Genomic DNA, 16,592 nt, shown 5'->3' with positions numbered 1-16,592 from the left:
TATCGGGGCAAAATAGGGAGGAACAAGACCCAAGATGGACACGCCAGACCTCTATCGGCCCCTCACGCCGGAAACGCTCGGCGAAAGACTTTCCGGCATTTCCGCCGTTGCGGACAGGATCGGAGCAGACCCGTCTGACTGGACCGTTCGCGAAGTTGGCGACGGCAACCTGAACCTCGTCTTCATTGTCGAGGGCCCCAAAGGCACGATCATCGTCAAGCAGGCACTGCCCTATGTGCGCCTGGTGGGCGACAGCTGGCCGCTACCGCTTTATCGCGCGCTTTACGAGAACCATGCGCTTGTGCGACAGGCCGCCCGTGATCCGGGCGCAGTGCCGGAGGTCTACCACTTCGATGAGGACCAGGCGCTGATCGTCATGGAATTCCTCTCGCCGCACAAGATCCTGCGGCGCAAGCTGATCGATGGTGAAAAGGTTGCAGGGCTCGGTACTTTCCTTGGCACCTTCTGCGCCCGCACCGCGTTTCGCGGCTCGGAACTGTCCATGAAGAGCGTGGACAAGAAGGCCGATGTCAGCCTGTTCGCCGGCAACGTGGAAATCCCTGCAATCACCGAAGCGCTGGTTTTCACCGATCCTTATTTTGCTGCTGAAATGAACCACCACACGGAAGGTCTCGACCCCGTTGTGGCAGACCTGCGCGCCAATGCCGAACTGAAGGCAAAGGTGCAGCGGTTCCTGATGAAATTTGCCTCCAACACCGAAACAATGGTGCACGGCGACCTGCACAGTGGCTCGATCATGTCCACGGACAGCGACAGCCGCGTCATCGATCCCGAATTCGTGCAATACGGCCCGCTCGGCTTCGACATCGGCATGCTGACGGCCAACTTCCTGATGGCCTATTTCAGCCAGCCGGCCCATCGTAGCGCGGAAACACTCGACGATTTCCAGGAATGGGTTCTGTCGGTCATCGCCGAAACCTTCTCATCGTTCGAGGCCGAGTTCACCCGCCTCTGGAACACCGAGCGCACCGGCATGCTTTATCCGGCTTCCCTGTTCGAGGATCAGGGGCAGGCATCGGACTTCGCATGTGCGGGCCTCCTGCAGGAAATCCGCAACGAGGCCATGGGCTATTGCGGTATCGAGATGCACCGCCGCACCCTGTCGCTCGCCCACAATGCCGACTTCGAGGAAATCGAGGACAAGCAGCTGAAGCGCCGTCTGGAAACGCGCAACCTGCTGATGGGGGCCGACCTCATCCTGTCGCCAGAAAGTTACGGCTCGACCGATGCGCTCGTGAAGCTTGCGCGCCAATTCAACAAAAAGGACATCCCATGAAGGTCAACGGCACTCATTACCGCTCGCTCTGGTGGGATGACGACAAGGCTGCCCTGCAGATCATCGATCAGCGCTGGCTGCCGCACGAATTCCGCATCCAGCAGGTCGACACACTTCAGGACTTCGCCGACGCGATCGTTGAGATGCGCGTGCGCGGCGCGCCGCTCATTGGCGCAACCGCTGCCTACGGCATGGCACTGGCCGCAAAGATCGACCCGTCCAATGCGCATCTGGACACGGCCTGGGAGTTTCTCGACAAGACCCGGCCGACGGCCATCAACCTGCGTTGGGCGCTCAACCGCTGCCGTGCACACCTGCTCCCGCTGCCGGAAGCCGACCGTCCCGCCGCAGCGCTGAAGCTCGCGCACGAGATTTCCGACGAGGATGTCGGCATCAACCACAGCATCGGCCAGAATGGTCTTGAGATCATCCGCAAGATCGCAGCGGGCAAGAAGGACGGAGAGCCTGTCCGCATCCTGACCCATTGCAACGCCGGCTGGATTGCGACCGTGGACTGGGGCACGGCGACGAGCCCGATGTACCAGGCCCATGACGCCGGCATTCCGATCCATGTCTGGGTGGATGAAACCCGCCCGCGCAACCAGGGCGCCCTCACCTCCTGGGAACTGGGCAGCCACGGCATTCCCCACACCTACATCACCGACAATGCCGGCGGCCACCTGATGCAGCACGGCCTTGTCGACATGGTCATCGTCGGAACCGACCGCACCACACGCCGCGGCGACGTCTGCAACAAGATCGGCACCTATCTGAAGGCACTCGCCGCCAAGGCCAACAACGTGCCGTTCTACGTTGCCCTGCCTTCACCGACCATCGACTGGACGGTAGATGACGGCGTTGCCGAAATTCCGATCGAGGAACGCCAGGAACGCGAAGTCACGCACATCCAGGGCCTGACGGACGACGGCAAGATCGGCGTCGTGCAGGTGACACCGGTCGGCACGCCCGGCGGCAATCCTGCCTTCGATGTCACGCCGAACCACCTCGTCACCGGCCTGATTACCGAACGCGGTGTCTGCGAGGCCAGCGCCGAAGGCCTTGCCGCCCTCTTCCCGGATCTCAGCAGGATCGCCAAGAGCGCATGAGCCCTGGCCCGACCAGTTCCCGGCCAACCGGCACCAAGGCCGCGGCACCCTCCGCGGCCACCAGGGCGCGCAGCCAGGACGATGCCATCATCGAGGTCACCTGGTGCTACTACCAGGAAGGCATGAACCAGAACGAGATCGCCGAGCGCCTCGGCATTTCGCGGGCGACGGTCGTCAACTATCTGTCCGAAGCGCGAAAGCGCGACTATGTCCGCATCACACTGGACACGGACATCTTCCGCGATCACGACCTGGCGCGCCGTCTCGTCGACCGGTTCGGTCTGCAGGACGCCATCGTCGTTCCGACATCCCCCGCCGGAGCCGATCAGTCCCTTGACCGAGTAACCCGGGTGGTTGCCGACTGGCTGCCAGGCCTGCTGGAACCGGGCGACCGGCTTGGCGTTGCCTGGGGCGAAACGGTCTACCGGGTGGCGGAGGCCGCGCCGCGGGTGACGGTTCCGGACCTTACCGTGGTTCAGCTGGTCGGTTCGCGTCCGGCAGCTCTCGGCTTTGCCGCGGAAACCTGCTCGGCAACGCTCGCCCGCCGCTATGGCGCGCACTGCGTCAACCTTCATGTGCCGCTGCTCTTGTCCAACCGGGCGCTGGTGGAAGAACTGAAGCGGGAACCGGTGATCCGCATGCAGCTTGATGCAGTGGCCGACTGCAACAAGACCATCTTCGCCTGCGGCACCTGCACCGCAGACAGCCACGTCGTCCATACCGGCCTGCTTGACCCCGCCGACGTTGACCCATGTGCGGAACGTGGTGCCATCGGCGTGATCTGCGGCCGCCTGATCGACCACGACGGCAACGGTCTCAACCGGGAAATCGAGGACCGGATGATTGCCGTGACGCTGGACCAGATGCGCGGCAAGGACATGGGCCTGCTGGTCGGCTCCGGCCCGGACCGTGCCAGACCGATGCTGGCCGCCCTGCGCGGCGGCTACGCCACCCACATCGCCACCTGCTCGGAAACGGCGACGGAAATGCTCTATCTGACGGAAAACAATGCTTAAGACGCCTTATCAGGACACTCCCGAACTTCGCCAGGCCATCATCGATTCCTGCAAGGAGATGAACAGCCGCGGTATCAACCAGGGCACATCGGGCAATATTTCCGCGCGCGCAGGCGACCGGATGATCATCACGCCCTCCGGCGTGCCCTATGACCGCATGACCCCGGAGATGCTGGCCTCCATCCCGCTGGACGGCGACAGCGCTTTCGAAGGGCCCCTGCCGCCTTCAACCGAATGGCAGTTCCACCTTGCGCTGCTGCGGGCAAAGCCGGACATGCACGCAGTCGTGCACGCCCACCCGGTCCACTGCACCGCGCTGGCGATCAACCGGATGGAGATCCCCTCCTGCCATTACATGATCGCGCTCTTCGGTGGTGACACGGTTCCCCTGGCGGGCTACGCCCTCTTCGGCAGCGACGAACTTGCGCGGGAAGTGACAGACGTCATGAAAGACCGGCAAGGCTGCCTGATGGCCAACCACGGTGCCGTGGTTGTCGGCGAGACCCTTGAAAAGGGCCTCTGGCGTCTTGAGGAACTGGAAGTCCTGGCCAAGGCCTATATCCTCAGCCGGACGATCGGCTCGCCGCACATTCTTTCGAAATCCGAGATCGACGCGGTGCTTGGCGCGGTGAAGAACTACGGAATGAAGACGGAAGTCTGAACAGGCTTCCCCGTCACACCAGATCGGGCATGAACGGCAGATCGGTTACGCCGATGTCATGCCCGGCCTGTGTCAGCAGTGTCGACACCTGGCCGCGATGATGGGTCTGGTGATTGAACATGTGGGTGACAAGCATCCAGCGCGGCCGGGACCGGGGAATACCGTCCTGGCCGCTTGTCCATTCCAGATCCTCCGCCAGCCAGTCGATGGTCAGCCACTCGGCAAAGTCGGAAATCTGCAGGCACATGTCGAAATGGGCGGCTTTCAACTCATCGAAATTCTCGAAGAGATCGACGCCCATGCCCTTGATTTCGTATTTGCGGCCGGTGAAGCGGCTCATCCAGGCCCTGTCGGCAAACAGGATGTGGTTAAGCGTGGAATGCACGGACCGGAAGAAGGCGCCCCGGTCGGCCTTGCGGTCTTCATCGCTCATGAGATCCGCTGCCGCATAGACCTTTTCGGTCATCCAGCTGTTGTATTTGGCCATTCGGCGATAGAGCACCGGATCGACGAGCATGACGTCCCTTTCCTTGCAGCGCTTATCCCGCGGTGGCGAGAACTTCCGGGGCTGTCGTGGAGAATCTCTGTGTTTCGGCGTCCATGACCCGCAATTCGCCGGACCCGATGTCGAACCAGGACCCGTGCAGGCTGAGTGACCCCGCCGAAACGGCCGCCTCGATGAACGGGAAGGTCATCAGGTTCTTCAGCGACTGGCGGATACCGGCATATTCCATGGCAAGCTGAGGATCGTCAGCCTTGTCCACCGGCATGCAGGCCATCGCGATTGCCGCCGGCTCCAGCAGCTTGATCCACCGACCAATGAACTGACCTGTCGCCATCGGCGCATTCGCGTTTTCCCGGAACGCCTTCACGCCGCCGCACTGGCCGTGTCCCATGATCACAATGTGCTTGACCTTGAGCCCGTTGACCGCGAATTCGATCGCGGCGCTTGTGCCGTGCTGGCCTTCCGTATCCTCGTAAGGCGGCACCAGGTTGGCAACGTTGCGCACCACGAACAATTCGCCCGGACCGACATTGAAGATGCCTTCCGGCGTAACCCGGCTGTCGCAGCAGGAAATCACCATCACATCCGGCGTCTGACCATAGACCGCCAGGCGTTCATGGGTTTCCTTGTATCTGACGAACCCCTTGTTGAGGTAACGGCCGTAGCCTTCGAGAAGATGTGCGGGGAAAGTCAAACTCAAGTCTCCAGCTCTTGTCACCCGGGATCAGCCACCTGCGCCAGATATGGGCAGGCCTGCCAACCGGAATGGCGGCACCTGGCACTGCATCCCGAAGGACGCGCACCTGTGCACGAACGATAGGGGATCTCCCCTGCCGGCCATAGATACGGGTTAATACGTAACGAGCCAAGTGACTTCAACCTTTTGGACGACTTCGCCCGTCAGGTCGCGACATTCACCTCATGGGGCGGCTCACCGTCCTCGTGATCCTCATAGGCATGACGGAGGTTGTCCGCGGGCATCCTGTCCACAGGTCCCCGCAAGGGGTGTACCGGCCCGTGATCGATGCCCGGTTCCATGACCTGCAACGCGACAGCCCGATAGGCGGCAACGCCATCCAGCACATGATTTACGGTGTGGTGATCGTCAACAAGAACTGCCGGAGTGTCCTCGGACATCCCGGTTTCATTTTCATGGCGCTCTGCGGTGTCACGCTTCTTTCTGCGGTCGTAACCGGTGCCGTCACCGTCACGGTCCGCGGGGTACTCTGTCGCATGCGCCACGACCTGGGCCGATTGCGGCCTTTCGATCGTCGCCATTCCGGCCTCCTGGCCCTCAGAGAATTGCCGCCTTCTGGCGGAACCCGCCAATTGTTTCAACAAAGGGTTAACAAAACTTTACGTTAAGTTAACCCTCGGTATTGTCAAAGGCAACTGTCTCAGGCCGACTGGGACCGAGGGGTCGGATAGTCGACACAGACCCGGTTGCGGCCCGACGATTTGGCGATGTAAAGCGCCTGATCCGCCCGGGCGATCGTGTCTTCGACATCACGATCATCAGCCGTGACTTCCGCCAGACCAATGCTGACCGTGACGGAGATATTGCCAACGCCGGCATCCACGGTGAGGGCTGCAATTCTCAACCTGATGCGCTCGGCCAGAACCCAGGCCCCGTTTGCGTCGTTTTCCCTCAGGAGGAGAACGAATTCTTCCCCGCCGAACCGGGCAGCCTTGTCGGTCGAACGGATTTCTTCAACGATGGCATCCCCGATGGCCCGGATGACGTCGTCACCGGCCCGGTGCCCGAATTGGTCATTGACGGTCTTGAAGTGGTCCGCATCGATCATCAGCACGCTGAACAGCCGGTCGTGACGCTGGAAGGTCGCAAAGGCATCTTCCGCAAATGGCTGGAACGCACGCCGGTTCAGGAGGCCCGACAGGGAATCGTGTTCCGCCAGCGTTCTCAAGGAGCGGATGTCGGCTCCCAGTTGCCGGTTCCGTTCCTCACTGGACCGTATGTTGCGGCTGTATTCGTCCTTCAGAACCGCCAGCATGTCCCGGGCTGTTCTTGCGCTTTCTTCCACCGCACCGAGCCGGCGCAACAGCGATCTGACGGAGGCAGACACCTGCGAAAGCTCCCGGAACCCGTGCAAGCGCGGAACTGTCGTTTCCTTTTCGTCACGCCCGATCCTGTCCAGTGCTGTGACCAGGCCGAGAAGCGGCTGCGAGATGGTGCGAGACGCAAGCCATGCCAGCAGCGCGGAAAGACAGGCGACCGCAAATCCGATCAGAAAGATATTGCGAACCAGAGCCGCCACCCGAGCCGACACGACGCTGACCGGCTGCTGCACGGCAACTTTCCAGCCCAGCCCCGGATAATCGCCAAGGCCCGAGGTTTCGACCTCCGCGACCACCATGTCGGGATTGCCGGGATCGTAGGCTGCAGCTTCCCGAGAGAGGCTCGCGCCCTCGGCGTCTTCCCCGACAAGCACCGTGCCGTCGCGCGCAAGCACGAAGAGATCGAGCCCTTCCTTGCCGAGATTGTTTTCCAGAACATCGCGCCGGGTTTCTTCCGCCCAGCTCCAGCTCATGTGCGCACCGAGTACGCCCGCCAGTTTTCCGTTTTCGTCTTTTACCGGCATTGCCACGTCAACGAAACGAAACGGCGCTTCGTCGGGGCTTGTCCGCAGCAGGTGGTCAAGCAACTTGGCAAGATGCACATCCTCGACCGCAGGCCCTTTCAGACCACTGACGAACCAGGGCCGCTCGGCGACGGATACGCCCTCCAGCATGCCCTTGGTTGCCGCCACGACCGTGCCGTCGACAGATGCAAATCCGATCCAGGCATATTGCGGCAGGCTGCGCTGCAGCTGGTCAAGCGTTTCACGGATGATGTCGGGATTGCGGGTCCAGACAGGCTTCAGCAGTTCCATGTCTGCGACGTTGCGCACTTCGCGGTAACGGTCGAACATCGTCTGGTCCAGCCGCTGCGCCATGCTGCGCGCAACCAGGGTCAGGTCCCACCGGTTTTCCCGGATGGCTTCGCCGCGTGCAATCAGGGCCGCACCGAATGCGGCCACCGCGATCGAAAGGATGCAAAGCGAAGCCGCCAGAAGGGCAATCTGCTGGCGCAGACTGGTCCCGTCCCGCAATCCGATGAGGACTGAAGTTATTCTGGAAATTGGCTTACGTATCATCGGATCGTTTCCTGCTTAGACCCGCGCTAAGGGAAACTACTAATGGCCAAGTATAAATAAATCTTGAACCCGCCAGCGAAACCGACGCAGCCACGACTGCGCCAGTTGCAACTGAAAGTTTATCCGAGACTAGAAGAGCGAATAATTTTCGCCAATAAATACTTCAATCGGCATTGTTGTCACTTTCGACGAAGGCCGGTTCAAGCAGCCTGTTCTGCACGGTTGCCGACAATCTTCACCACATCAGCCATGATATCGGTGAGCTGGAAATCCTTGGGCGTATAGACCGCCGCAATGCCTTGCGCCTTGAGCTGTGCGGCGTCTTCGTCAGGGATAATCCCGCCAACCACGACCGGGATATCGTCCGCACCGGCTGCCCGCAGGCGGTCCATTACGTCACGCACCAGGGCCAGGTGCGAGCCGGACAGGATCGACAGACCGATCACGTGAACGTCTTCTTCCACCGCGGCGTTGACGATCTGCGCCGGCGTCAGCCGGATTCCCTCATAGACCACTTCCATGCCGCAGTCGCGCGCCCTGACGGCAATCTGTTCCGCACCGTTCGAATGCCCGTCGAGACCCGGTTTGCCGACCAGGAACTTCAGTCGGCGGCCTAGTTTCTTTGATACCGCCTCCACGTCCGAGCGGATGTCTGCCAAAGTGCCGGCATTGTCCCGCACGGCCTGGCCGACACCGGTCGGTGCACGGTACTCGCCAAAGACCTCGCGCAGTGTCCGGCCCCATTCGCCTGTGGTCGCTCCGGCCTTGGCTGCGGCAATCGAGGGCTCCATGATGTTGCGGCCTTCCTGGGCGGCGGCTTTCAGGTCCGCCAGCGCGGTTTCGACCGCGGCTTGATCGCGTGCATCGCGCCAGGCCTTGACCTTCTCGACCGCTTCTTCCTCGACATGCTCGGAAACGGTGAGAATGCCGCCATCTTCCCCGGCGGCCAGAGGTGAAGGCTCGCTGTCTGTCCAGCGGTTGACGCCGACCACCACCTGGTCGCCGCCTTCGATCGCGGCAAGGCGTGCGGAATTGGCTTCCACAAGCTGGCGCTTCATGTAGCTGCTATCGACCGCGGCGACCGCACCACCCATGGCATCAATCCGGGCAAGTTCCTCGCGGGCTTGCGCCTTCAGCTCTTCCACCTTGCGGGTAATTTCGGCCGAGCCGTCAAAAATGTCCGCATAATCCAGAAGGTCGGTCTCATAGGCGACGATCTGCTGCATCCGCAGCGACCACTGCTGGTCGAACGGTCGCGGCAGGCCCAGCGCTTCGTTCCATGCCGGCAGCTGCACGGCGCGGGCGCGCGCATTCTTGGACAAGACCACTGCCAGCATCTCGATGAGGATACGGTAGACGTTGTTTTCCGGCTGCGGCTCGGTCAGCCCGAGGCTGTTCACCTGAACCCCATAGCGGAAGCGGCGATAGCGCTCGTCCTCAACGCCATAGCGCTCCAGGCAGATCTCGTCCCACAATTCGGTGAAGGCGCGCATCTTGCACATCTCGGTAATGAACCGCATGCCCGCATTGACGAAGAAGGAAATCCGGCCGACAGCCTTCGGGAAGTCTTCATCGGGAATGGCCCCGCTCGCCTTGATGGAATCCAGAATGGCAACCGCCGTTGCCAGCGCGAAGGACAACTCCTGAACCGGTGTCGCACCTGCTTCCTGCAAATGATAGGAGCAGACGTTCATCGGGTTCCATTTGGGCATGTTGGAATAGGTCCAGGCGATGACATCGGTCGTCAGCCTGAGCGAAGGCGCCGGCGGAAACACATAGGTGCCCCGGGACAGATATTCCTTGATGATGTCGTTCTGGGTCGTGCCCGACAGCAGTTTGCGGTCGGCGCCCTGTTCGTCGGCAGCCGCTATATAGAGCGACAGCAGCCAGGGTGCGGTCGCATTAATCGTCATGGAGGTGTTCATCCGCTCCAGCGGTATGTCCTGGAACAGGGTGCGCATGTCGCCGAGATGTGCCACCGGAACACCGACCTTGCCCACTTCGCCGCGCGCCAGGGCGTCATCCGGATCGTAGCCGGTCTGAGTCGGCAGATCGAACGCAACGGACAGGCCGGTCTGACCCTTGGCAAGATTGCCACGGTAGAGCTTGTTCGATTCGGCCGCCGTCGAGTGGCCCGCGTAGGTCCGGAAAATCCACGGACGATCTTTCTCCGGCCGGCTCTCACCCGATGCACTCATGCCACTCATCCTCCTAAGGCGTTCTGCTGCCTGTTTTTTCTTGATTTGGCAGCACCGCGTCAGCCTGTTTCTCCCGAACAGTCAGCAGTGTGCCGGAGTTTACGCGACTGCGAAACCCCAATGTGCAATGCAAAATATGGTTGGCATCAAAACGCAAGTTAAGCAATAGTCGTATAGAACGGTGATCGTTTTTGAACAATAGTTGCGCAAAATTGGGTATTTGCCCGATTACGACTTGTGCAAATGCGAAATTCTGAGGCCCAAAAGAAGCCCTGGGAGGGGAGAATGACAGCGACCGCGGAAGCCAATGACAACCAAACGCGAGAGGGCGCGCCGGTGAAAGATCTTTATGAAATCGGAGAGATCCCGCCGCTCGGACACGTTCCCAAAAACATGTATGCCTGGACCATCCGCCGTGAACGCCACGGACCGCCGGAAGACGCCATGAAACTGGAAGTCGTGCCGACCTGGGAACTCGACAGCCACGAGGTTCTGGTTCTGGTGATGGCCGCCGGCGTCAACTACAACGGCATCTGGGCAGGCCTCGGCCAGCCGATCAGCCCGTTCGACGGTCACGGCGCCGCCTACCACATTGCCGGCTCCGATGCCTCGGGCATCGTCTGGGCCGTTGGTGACAAGGTCAAGCGCTGGAAAGTGGGCGACGAGGTCGTGGTTCATTGTAACCAGGATGATGGCGACGACGAGGAGTGCAACGGCGGAGACCCGATGTTCTCCACCTCCCAGCGGATCTGGGGCTACGAGACACCGGACGGATCGTTCTCGCAGTTCACCCGCGTGCAAGCCCAGCAGCTTATGCCCCGGCCGCGCCACCTGACCTGGGAAGAAAGTGCCTGCTACACGCTGACGCTCGCGACCGCCTATCGCATGCTGTTCGGCCATCACCCGCATGAGCTGAAGCCGGGTCAGAACGTGCTTGTCTGGGGCGCCTCGGGTGGCCTGGGCTCCTACGCCATCCAGTTGATTACGGCAGCAGGCGCCAATGCCATCGGCGTCATCTCTGACGAGGACAAGCGCCAGTTCGTGCTGGATCTCGGTGCCAAGGGCGTGATCAACCGCAAGGACTTCAAGTGCTGGGGTCAATTGCCGACGGTCGGCTCGCCCGAATATGCGGAATGGTTCGCGGAAGCGCGCAAGTTCGGCAAGGCGATCTGGGATATCACCGGCAAGGGCAACAACGTCGATATCGTCTTCGAACATCCGGGTGAAGCAACCTTCCCGGTCTCCACCCTGGTCTGCAAGAAGGGCGGCATGGTCGTCATTTGCGCAGGCACGTCAGGCTTCAACTGCACCTTCGATGTCCGCTACATGTGGATGCACCAGAAGCGCCTTCAAGGGTCACACTTCGCCCATCTGAAGCAGGCCTCGGCCGCCAACAAGCTGATGATCGAACGGCGCATCGACCCTTACATGTCCGAGGTCTTCCCCTGGGATCAGATCCCGAAGGCCCATACCAAAATGTGGAAGAACCAGCACGCACCGGGAAACATGTCCGTCCTGGTCTGCGCGCCGACCACCGGTCTTCGGACCTATGAGGACGTTCTGGAAGCCTCCACCCGCTGATCCGGCACGCCGCCTTCAGGGCAACCACCTGCAGGCGGCGGGCTCAACAAGCTCCCTGAAAGGCTGGGGGCCTCAAGCCCCGTTAGCCTCATGCAGCCTGACCAGCCCGTGTCTCACGGGCTGGTCTTTTCTTATTGTTTACCCGGCGGTGGCGACCCAGCCTCTGAAGGTGAAGGCCGTGTAAAAGGTCTCGACGTCGACAAATCCGGCCTGCCTCAACAGATCCGCATCCTGTTCGGGCGTCAGCACCGGCAATCGCTCCTTCATCGCGGCCATGCCGTTTTCGGTAAGCGAGCGGGAAGTACCGGATTCGGTGGAAAACGCCGCATATCTTGCCAGCCACCTGTCCTTGCCCGCAGGGTCGGTCGGAAAGCTGTGATGAACCGAAACGAAGGCCACTCCAGGCTTCAACCGTTGCCGCAGTCCGGAAAGCGTCTTCAACCTCTCCTCCCGATCCAGAAAATGAAGCGTCAGCAGGCAAGCGGCGCCATCAAATTGTCTCTCGGGGGCATCATGGATGTATCCCTCCACCAGGCTCACTCTTGCCCCGAGGGGACCAAGATGCTCATGCGCCTTTTCCAGCATGTCTGCGGACGGGTCGACACCAAGGAAACGCCAGTCCGGCTGCATGCGGGCAAAGGCCTTCAGTTCAACACCGCCACCGGCACCAAGCACCAGGATTGTTCCGTCCGATGGCGCCCGCTCCGCCAGCAGCAGGCCGGTCATCTTGTGCATGTCTGCAAGCCCGGGAACGAGCCTCGCCGTTCTTTCCGCATATCCGGTGGTTGATGCGGCTCCGGAAAACAGGGACATGGAAAAGGTCCTCAAGCAATGCGTGGCTTGGTGCTCCGATCCATACCAAGACGCTCGGCACCATCATGTTACTTTATATGTAACTTGAAAATTGCCATTCAAGAAACCTGTTCCATTTTTTCCAACCCATTGCGCGCTCACCCCAGCTGAAAGGCTTGTGCACCGGTTTCAGGAGCCTTGCGCCGCAATTCTGCTCAACTGTCGTCCCATCACCTTCCAAAGTGAGGCGAATCATGTGCCTCACTAAATCTCATTGATCCTGAGCGGGAGCTTCAACAGCGTGGCTGACAATCCGATGGTCCATCGATCCCTGAAACTCGCCCTCGCCGGAGCGCTGCTGCTCTCGGTTGCCGCCTGCATGGGCGACCGCATGCAGACGCCGCCCTTCTACGAGGACATGGCGCGTGTCGACGGTGTGGTGGATGCTGCAACGGCCGCTCAGATGATCTCGCAATACCGGATCAACAACGGACTGTCGCCCGTGATTGCCGATCCGCAGCTGACATCCATTGCAAAATCGCAGGCCGACGCGATGGCCGCGGCCGGAAACGTTCAGGCATCGCTCGCCCCGAACCAGCAGCTGGCAACCCGCATGGCCTCCATCGGCGAGCCGAAGACGGCTGCTGCCGAAAACGTCAGCGCCGGATACAGAACCTTTGCCGAAGCTTTTTCAGGCTGGCGGGAAAGCCCGAAGCATAACCAGGTGTTGCTGACGAAAGACGCGACCCGGCTTGGCATCGCGACGGCTTACGCGCCCAATGCCAAGCACAAGGTTTTCTGGTCGCTGGTCATGGCCGGACCGAAACCGGCCCGGTAACAAGCCCGCTTCAATAGATACGCGGCTCGAAATACCTTTGCGGATAGCCGGGAAATGAATCCCAATAGGGCCGGATAATGATCGGCTGCGGCGGCGCGACCACGACAGGCGGCGCTTCGTAAAGCGGTTCCGGTGCATAGACTGGGCCCGGCTCAACCGGCGGCGGATCATAGGGAGGATCGCCCTTGTAGACCGGCCCGCCGCGATAGGCAGGCGCAGGCGCCTCCGCATAGATCGGGTAATCCCGGTAGTAGCGCTGCACACCCAGGTTGATGCCCGCGCTGGGGATCGACCGGCCATAATAGATGCCTTCACCGCCGTAGCTGAGGTATTGGCCGGACACCCATCCTTTCACATTGGTGAAGGCGGCATCGCACCAGCCGAAGTCGGCCGTACACCCGAAAATGGTTACCCCGCCCCCGCGCGGCACGGTGGCCATCACGGGATAATTGGTTCCCGGTCCGGCGCGCATGTTGAGGTTGGCCGTCGTGAAGGCAATGGCCGGCCGTGATTGTGCGCTTGCTGGCAACACCATCATCACGATCGCGGCAAATGCCAGCGAAAAGCGGATCAACATGTTCAAAACTCCAAAGTTCTGCGCCCTGACGCTTTCAAGAAGCGGCTAGCATCATGGCAAAAGTATAGCGCTGCAGGCGTCTCTAGTCCTTCTCACGCCAAAGGCTGCCCGCCCCAGCTTGCGCCCAGCTTGCGTCCGATTTGCGTTCGGCCTGCATTTCGGGCTTGATAGGCGCACGAACAGCCGGGGGGCTTTGTGAAGTGAAACGAATTCAATCTGTTGCGTCTGCCATGGCGCTGGCGGCGCTCTGGTTTGCTGCATCCATTGCACCGGTGTCGGCCTTCGATGCGCATGCCGGCTATTATTACCCGGAGGTGCAGACCCAGGAGGTTTATGTCTCAGAACTGGGCCTTGCACCTGACACCGGCAAGCGGTCGCGGGCAGCCTTCGTCAGCGGCCTTGCATCCCAGAACGCAAAACTGGGGTATCCGCCCGGATATCACCTTTTTGCCAAGGGCACCGAACTGGAAAAACTGATTGTGGTGGCAACCGGCGACGGGCGCTATGACACGCTGTTCAGGCTGCGGGCCCTGCTTGCCTCGCTGACCTCGATGGCCCGCACGACGGAACTCTTCGCGCGGTCAAACCAGCCGCAAGACCTGAACTTCCTCGATCTTTGCAAGATGATCGGCTTCACCCAGGTCACAGTCAGCAACGGCAAGGACGTCACGCACCAGATCAAGGTGCGCTAGCGGTATTGGCCCTGGGAACGGTCAGCGCCTCAGCTTGCCGTTCAGCCAGTCGCGGTATTGCGACTTGGTTCCGAAGAACGCATTCCGGTCGACGTCGCCTTTGACGCCCGGCACCCGGCCCTCGGCCGTATACTGCCAGAACACCCAGTCGTCGCGCTGTTCATAGATGTTGTTCGGGAAGCTGGCGACCGAGCGCAGCCAGAATTGCTCGTTCCTGAGCGCACCGACCAGCCTGTCTCGGTGAAAATCGACCGAGGAATAGATCACCGGGCGCTTGCCGTAGTGCTTTTCCATTTCGTCGAGGAAGATCTTCATGTCCCGCAGGATCTGCGGTCGTTCCGGCCGTTCCCGGCAGGTCTTGGAATGCGCATTCCATTCCATGTCGAGAACAAGCGGCAGGGCTTGCGGGTCAACTGGAACGATTTCCTTCACCCACGAAATCTGCTCTTCAACCGGACGGCAGAAATAATAGAAGTGATAGGCCCCGCGCGGCATGCCCGCCTGGCGCGCTGCCACCCAGTTCTCGACAAAGCGCGGGTCGACGTGGTCGCCGCCTTCGGTCGCCTTGATCCAGGCAAAGGCGACACCGCCCTGTTTTGCGGCCGCCCAATCGATATCGCCCTGCCATCGGGACACGTCGATGCCGTGTACCGCGTAGTCTTCTGGCGTTGGATCCGGAAAGTCGTAAGCCGCGCACGAGCTTAAAAAGATGAACCCGAAAATGGAACAAAACGATTTTACGATTGCCAGCACAGCGTCCTCGGCAGGGTTAAGAAAGGCTTTCACTCACCGCACAAAATGCGCGGGATTTCCTAACGGAGCGTAGACGAAATCACGATTTCTCCGCATAAACACGTATCTGTTATCGTGCGGGCAATCGAATAGGGCGGGATTGCGGCGGATCAAAGACGCCTGGTCTCTTTCCCTCAATGTATGAGCATGGAAATCGCGACCACCCTGATCGCCATTGGCGCCCTGCTGCTGCTCGGTATGCTGGCCGACGAAATCGGCCACCGGACGCAGATGCCCCGCGTGACGCTGCTGATCCTGTGCGGACTGGCCGCCGGCCCCGCCTTTCTGGATCTTCTGCCTGAAAACCTGACCCAGCTTTACGAAACCCTCGCCGTTCTGGCCCTGTCGATGGTCGCCTTCGTTCTGGGCGGCAAACTCTCCAGGGTCCATCTGCAGAACAGCGGCAAGGCCGTAACGGTCGTTTCGGCTTCAGCGGTCGTGTCAACCGCGATCGTCGTTTTTGCAGGTCTCGCCCTGCTCGGCTTTCCGTTGGAACTGGCACTGATTCTGGCAGCCCTGGCCACCGCCACCGACCCGGCGGCCACCAGCGATGTCATCCGCCAGTACCGCGCCAAGGGGCCCTTCACAACCATCCTGTCCGGCATCGTTGCGCTGGACGATATCTGGGGCATTCTGGTCTTCGCGTTCTGTCTCATGGGAGCACAGGCGCTCATGGGCGGCGATGGTTCGGGCGCCCTGCTGCATGCGGTTTGGGAAATTGCCGGATCGCTCCTGCTTGGCGCGATTGTCGGCCTCCCGGCAGGCTACCTGTCAGGCCGCCTCCAACCCGGCGACCCGACCCTTGCCGAGGCGCTTGGCATCGTGTTCCTGACGGCGGGTCTGGCCATCTGGCTCGACCTCTCGTTCCTGCTTGCCGGCATTGCCTGCGGGGCCATGGTGGTCAACACCGGGCGTCACCATACCCGGCCGTTCTATGAGATCGAACATATCGAATGGCCGTTCATGATCTTCTTTTTCGTGCTGGCCGGTGCAGCGCTGCAGCCGGACCTGCTTTTGAAGCTTGGTCTCCTTGGCGCGGCATATGTTCTGCTGCGGCTCGCCGGGCGTCTGGCAGGAGGCTGGCTGGGCGGCAAGCTCAGCGGCGGGGCCGGAACCGACCGAAGCTATCTCTTCGGCCTCTCGCTTCTGCCCCAGGCGGGCGTCGCGCTTGGCATGGCCCTGGTCGCTGCCGAAGTGCTGCCGCAGTACCGGGACGAAATTCTGACCGTCGCCATCGGATCAACCATCGTCTTCGAACTGCTCGGCCCCGCGGCCACTCAGCTCGCCCTGAAACGGGTCGGCGAAACCAGCAAGGCCGGGGAAGACGATCCCGAGACCTGAATTCGTTTGCACTCGGTGGCCGAATCCGTATGACTTGGCTA

General features: G+C 61.1%; 16 protein-coding genes. 8 read left to right on the top strand and 8 right to left on the bottom strand.

Annotated features, from left to right (window positions below):
* Positions 1-34: 34 nt before the first annotated feature.
* Genes mtnK through B0E33_RS14240 form a run of 4 tightly spaced genes read left to right on the top strand, consistent with a single transcriptional unit; the run spans position 35 to position 4,080 of the window.
* A complete protein-coding gene (gene mtnK / locus B0E33_RS14255) occupies positions 35-1,297 on the top strand; it encodes an S-methyl-5-thioribose kinase (RefSeq protein WP_077291550.1) in 1,263 nt (420 codons plus the stop codon).
* Entirely contained in the window at positions 1,294-2,403 is a 1,110-nt protein-coding gene (gene mtnA, locus B0E33_RS14250) for an S-methyl-5-thioribose-1-phosphate isomerase (protein ID WP_075283981.1), read from the top strand. Before mtnK ends, mtnA begins: the two co-directional genes overlap by 4 nt.
* Entirely contained in the window at positions 2,400-3,419 is a 1,020-nt protein-coding gene (locus B0E33_RS14245; RefSeq protein ID WP_077291549.1) for a sugar-binding transcriptional regulator, read from the top strand. The genes mtnA and B0E33_RS14245 overlap by 4 nt, the downstream gene beginning before the upstream one ends.
* Positions 3,412-4,080 carry a class II aldolase/adducin family protein gene (locus B0E33_RS14240; protein WP_075283982.1) on the top strand — a complete coding sequence of 223 codons (669 nt, stop codon included), beginning with the start codon at positions 3,412-3,414 and terminating at the stop codon, positions 4,078-4,080. Before B0E33_RS14245 ends, B0E33_RS14240 begins: the two co-directional genes overlap by 8 nt.
* Before the next feature lie 13 nt (positions 4,081-4,093).
* Here B0E33_RS14240 and B0E33_RS14235 read toward each other — a convergent pair whose 3' ends face one another.
* The 5 genes from B0E33_RS14235 to B0E33_RS14215 all read right to left on the bottom strand — a co-directional run bounded on the left by B0E33_RS14235 (position 4,094) and on the right by B0E33_RS14215 (position 9,947).
* Positions 4,094-4,597, bottom strand: coding sequence for a DinB family protein (locus tag B0E33_RS14235; RefSeq protein WP_023002853.1), 504 nt, complete (start codon positions 4,595-4,597; stop codon positions 4,094-4,096).
* A 22-nt stretch (positions 4,598-4,619) separates the two neighbouring features.
* Positions 4,620-5,279, bottom strand: a complete 660-nt coding sequence (locus tag B0E33_RS14230) for a carbonic anhydrase (RefSeq protein ID WP_023002852.1) — start codon at positions 5,277-5,279, stop codon at positions 4,620-4,622.
* A gap of 206 nt (positions 5,280-5,485) precedes the next feature.
* Positions 5,486-5,863, bottom strand: a complete 378-nt coding sequence (locus B0E33_RS14225; protein ID WP_077291548.1) for a hypothetical protein — start codon at positions 5,861-5,863, stop codon at positions 5,486-5,488.
* Between the two features lie 119 nt (positions 5,864-5,982).
* Entirely contained in the window at positions 5,983-7,740 is a 1,758-nt protein-coding gene (locus tag B0E33_RS14220) for a sensor domain-containing diguanylate cyclase (protein WP_077291547.1), read from the bottom strand.
* A gap of 200 nt (positions 7,741-7,940) precedes the next feature.
* Entirely contained in the window at positions 7,941-9,947 is a 2,007-nt protein-coding gene (locus tag B0E33_RS14215) for a methylmalonyl-CoA mutase family protein (RefSeq protein WP_439126688.1), read from the bottom strand.
* Positions 9,948-10,223: 276 nt separating this feature from the next.
* Here B0E33_RS14215 and ccrA point away from each other — a divergent pair, with 276 nt between their 5' ends.
* Positions 10,224-11,519 (top strand): crotonyl-CoA carboxylase/reductase, encoded by a 1,296-nt coding sequence (gene ccrA / locus B0E33_RS14210; protein ID WP_023002848.1) that lies wholly within the window; start codon positions 10,224-10,226, stop codon positions 11,517-11,519.
* A 138-nt stretch (positions 11,520-11,657) separates the two neighbouring features.
* Here ccrA and B0E33_RS14205 read toward each other — a convergent pair whose 3' ends face one another.
* Positions 11,658-12,332, bottom strand: a complete 675-nt coding sequence (locus B0E33_RS14205) for a class I SAM-dependent methyltransferase (protein ID WP_077291545.1) — start codon at positions 12,330-12,332, stop codon at positions 11,658-11,660.
* A gap of 280 nt (positions 12,333-12,612) precedes the next feature.
* On the opposite strand from B0E33_RS14205, the gene B0E33_RS14200 reads away from it, so the two are divergent.
* Positions 12,613-13,149, top strand: coding sequence for a CAP domain-containing protein (locus tag B0E33_RS14200; protein ID WP_306355459.1), 537 nt, complete (start codon positions 12,613-12,615; stop codon positions 13,147-13,149).
* Between the two features lie 10 nt (positions 13,150-13,159).
* On the opposite strand, the gene B0E33_RS14195 is transcribed toward B0E33_RS14200, so the two are convergent.
* Positions 13,160-13,726, bottom strand: coding sequence for an SH3 domain-containing protein (locus tag B0E33_RS14195; RefSeq protein WP_077291544.1), 567 nt, complete (start codon positions 13,724-13,726; stop codon positions 13,160-13,162).
* Positions 13,727-13,926: 200 nt separating this feature from the next.
* Here B0E33_RS14195 and B0E33_RS14190 point away from each other — a divergent pair, with 200 nt between their 5' ends.
* Positions 13,927-14,418 (top strand): hypothetical protein, encoded by a 492-nt coding sequence (locus B0E33_RS14190; protein ID WP_208984621.1) that lies wholly within the window; start codon positions 13,927-13,929, stop codon positions 14,416-14,418.
* A gap of 21 nt (positions 14,419-14,439) precedes the next feature.
* On the opposite strand, the gene B0E33_RS14185 is transcribed toward B0E33_RS14190, so the two are convergent.
* Positions 14,440-15,171, bottom strand: a complete 732-nt coding sequence (locus tag B0E33_RS14185; protein WP_062491289.1) for a glycoside hydrolase family 25 protein — start codon at positions 15,169-15,171, stop codon at positions 14,440-14,442.
* A gap of 186 nt (positions 15,172-15,357) precedes the next feature.
* Between B0E33_RS14185 and B0E33_RS14180 the strand changes: the two genes are divergently transcribed.
* Entirely contained in the window at positions 15,358-16,551 is a 1,194-nt protein-coding gene (locus B0E33_RS14180; RefSeq protein ID WP_208997820.1) for a cation:proton antiporter, read from the top strand.
* Positions 16,552-16,592: the final 41 nt, after the last annotated feature.

It is taken from the genome of Roseibium algicola (assembly GCF_001999245.1).
Lineage (GTDB): Bacteria > Pseudomonadota > Alphaproteobacteria > Rhizobiales > Stappiaceae > Roseibium > Roseibium algicola.
This window is presented reverse-complemented; position numbering and strand designations above follow the sequence as displayed.

Excerpts from the sequence above, each read along its gene's own strand:
- mtnK (WP_077291550.1), top strand. The coding sequence starts at position 35 with ATGGACACGCCAGACCTCTATCGGCCCCTCACGCCGGAAACGCTCGGC.
- mtnA (WP_075283981.1), top strand. The coding sequence starts at position 1,294 with ATGAAGGTCAACGGCACTCATTACCGCTCGCTCTGGTGGGATGACGAC.
- B0E33_RS14245 (WP_077291549.1), top strand. The coding sequence starts at position 2,400 with ATGAGCCCTGGCCCGACCAGTTCCCGGCCAACCGGCACCAAGGCCGCG.
- B0E33_RS14240 (WP_075283982.1), top strand. The coding sequence starts at position 3,412 with ATGCTTAAGACGCCTTATCAGGACACTCCCGAACTTCGCCAGGCCATC.
- B0E33_RS14235 (WP_023002853.1), bottom strand. The coding sequence starts at position 4,597 with ATGCTCGTCGATCCGGTGCTCTATCGCCGAATGGCCAAATACAACAGC.
- B0E33_RS14225 (WP_077291548.1), bottom strand. The coding sequence starts at position 5,863 with ATGGCGACGATCGAAAGGCCGCAATCGGCCCAGGTCGTGGCGCATGCG.
- B0E33_RS14220 (WP_077291547.1), bottom strand. The coding sequence starts at position 7,740 with ATGATACGTAAGCCAATTTCCAGAATAACTTCAGTCCTCATCGGATTG.
- B0E33_RS14215 (WP_439126688.1), bottom strand. The coding sequence starts at position 9,947 with ATGAGTGGCATGAGTGCATCGGGTGAGAGCCGGCCGGAGAAAGATCGT.
- ccrA (WP_023002848.1), top strand. The coding sequence starts at position 10,224 with ATGACAGCGACCGCGGAAGCCAATGACAACCAAACGCGAGAGGGCGCG.
- B0E33_RS14205 (WP_077291545.1), bottom strand. The coding sequence starts at position 12,332 with ATGTCCCTGTTTTCCGGAGCCGCATCAACCACCGGATATGCGGAAAGA.
- B0E33_RS14195 (WP_077291544.1), bottom strand. The coding sequence starts at position 13,726 with ATGTTGATCCGCTTTTCGCTGGCATTTGCCGCGATCGTGATGATGGTG.
- B0E33_RS14180 (WP_208997820.1), top strand. The coding sequence starts at position 15,358 with ATGGAAATCGCGACCACCCTGATCGCCATTGGCGCCCTGCTGCTGCTC.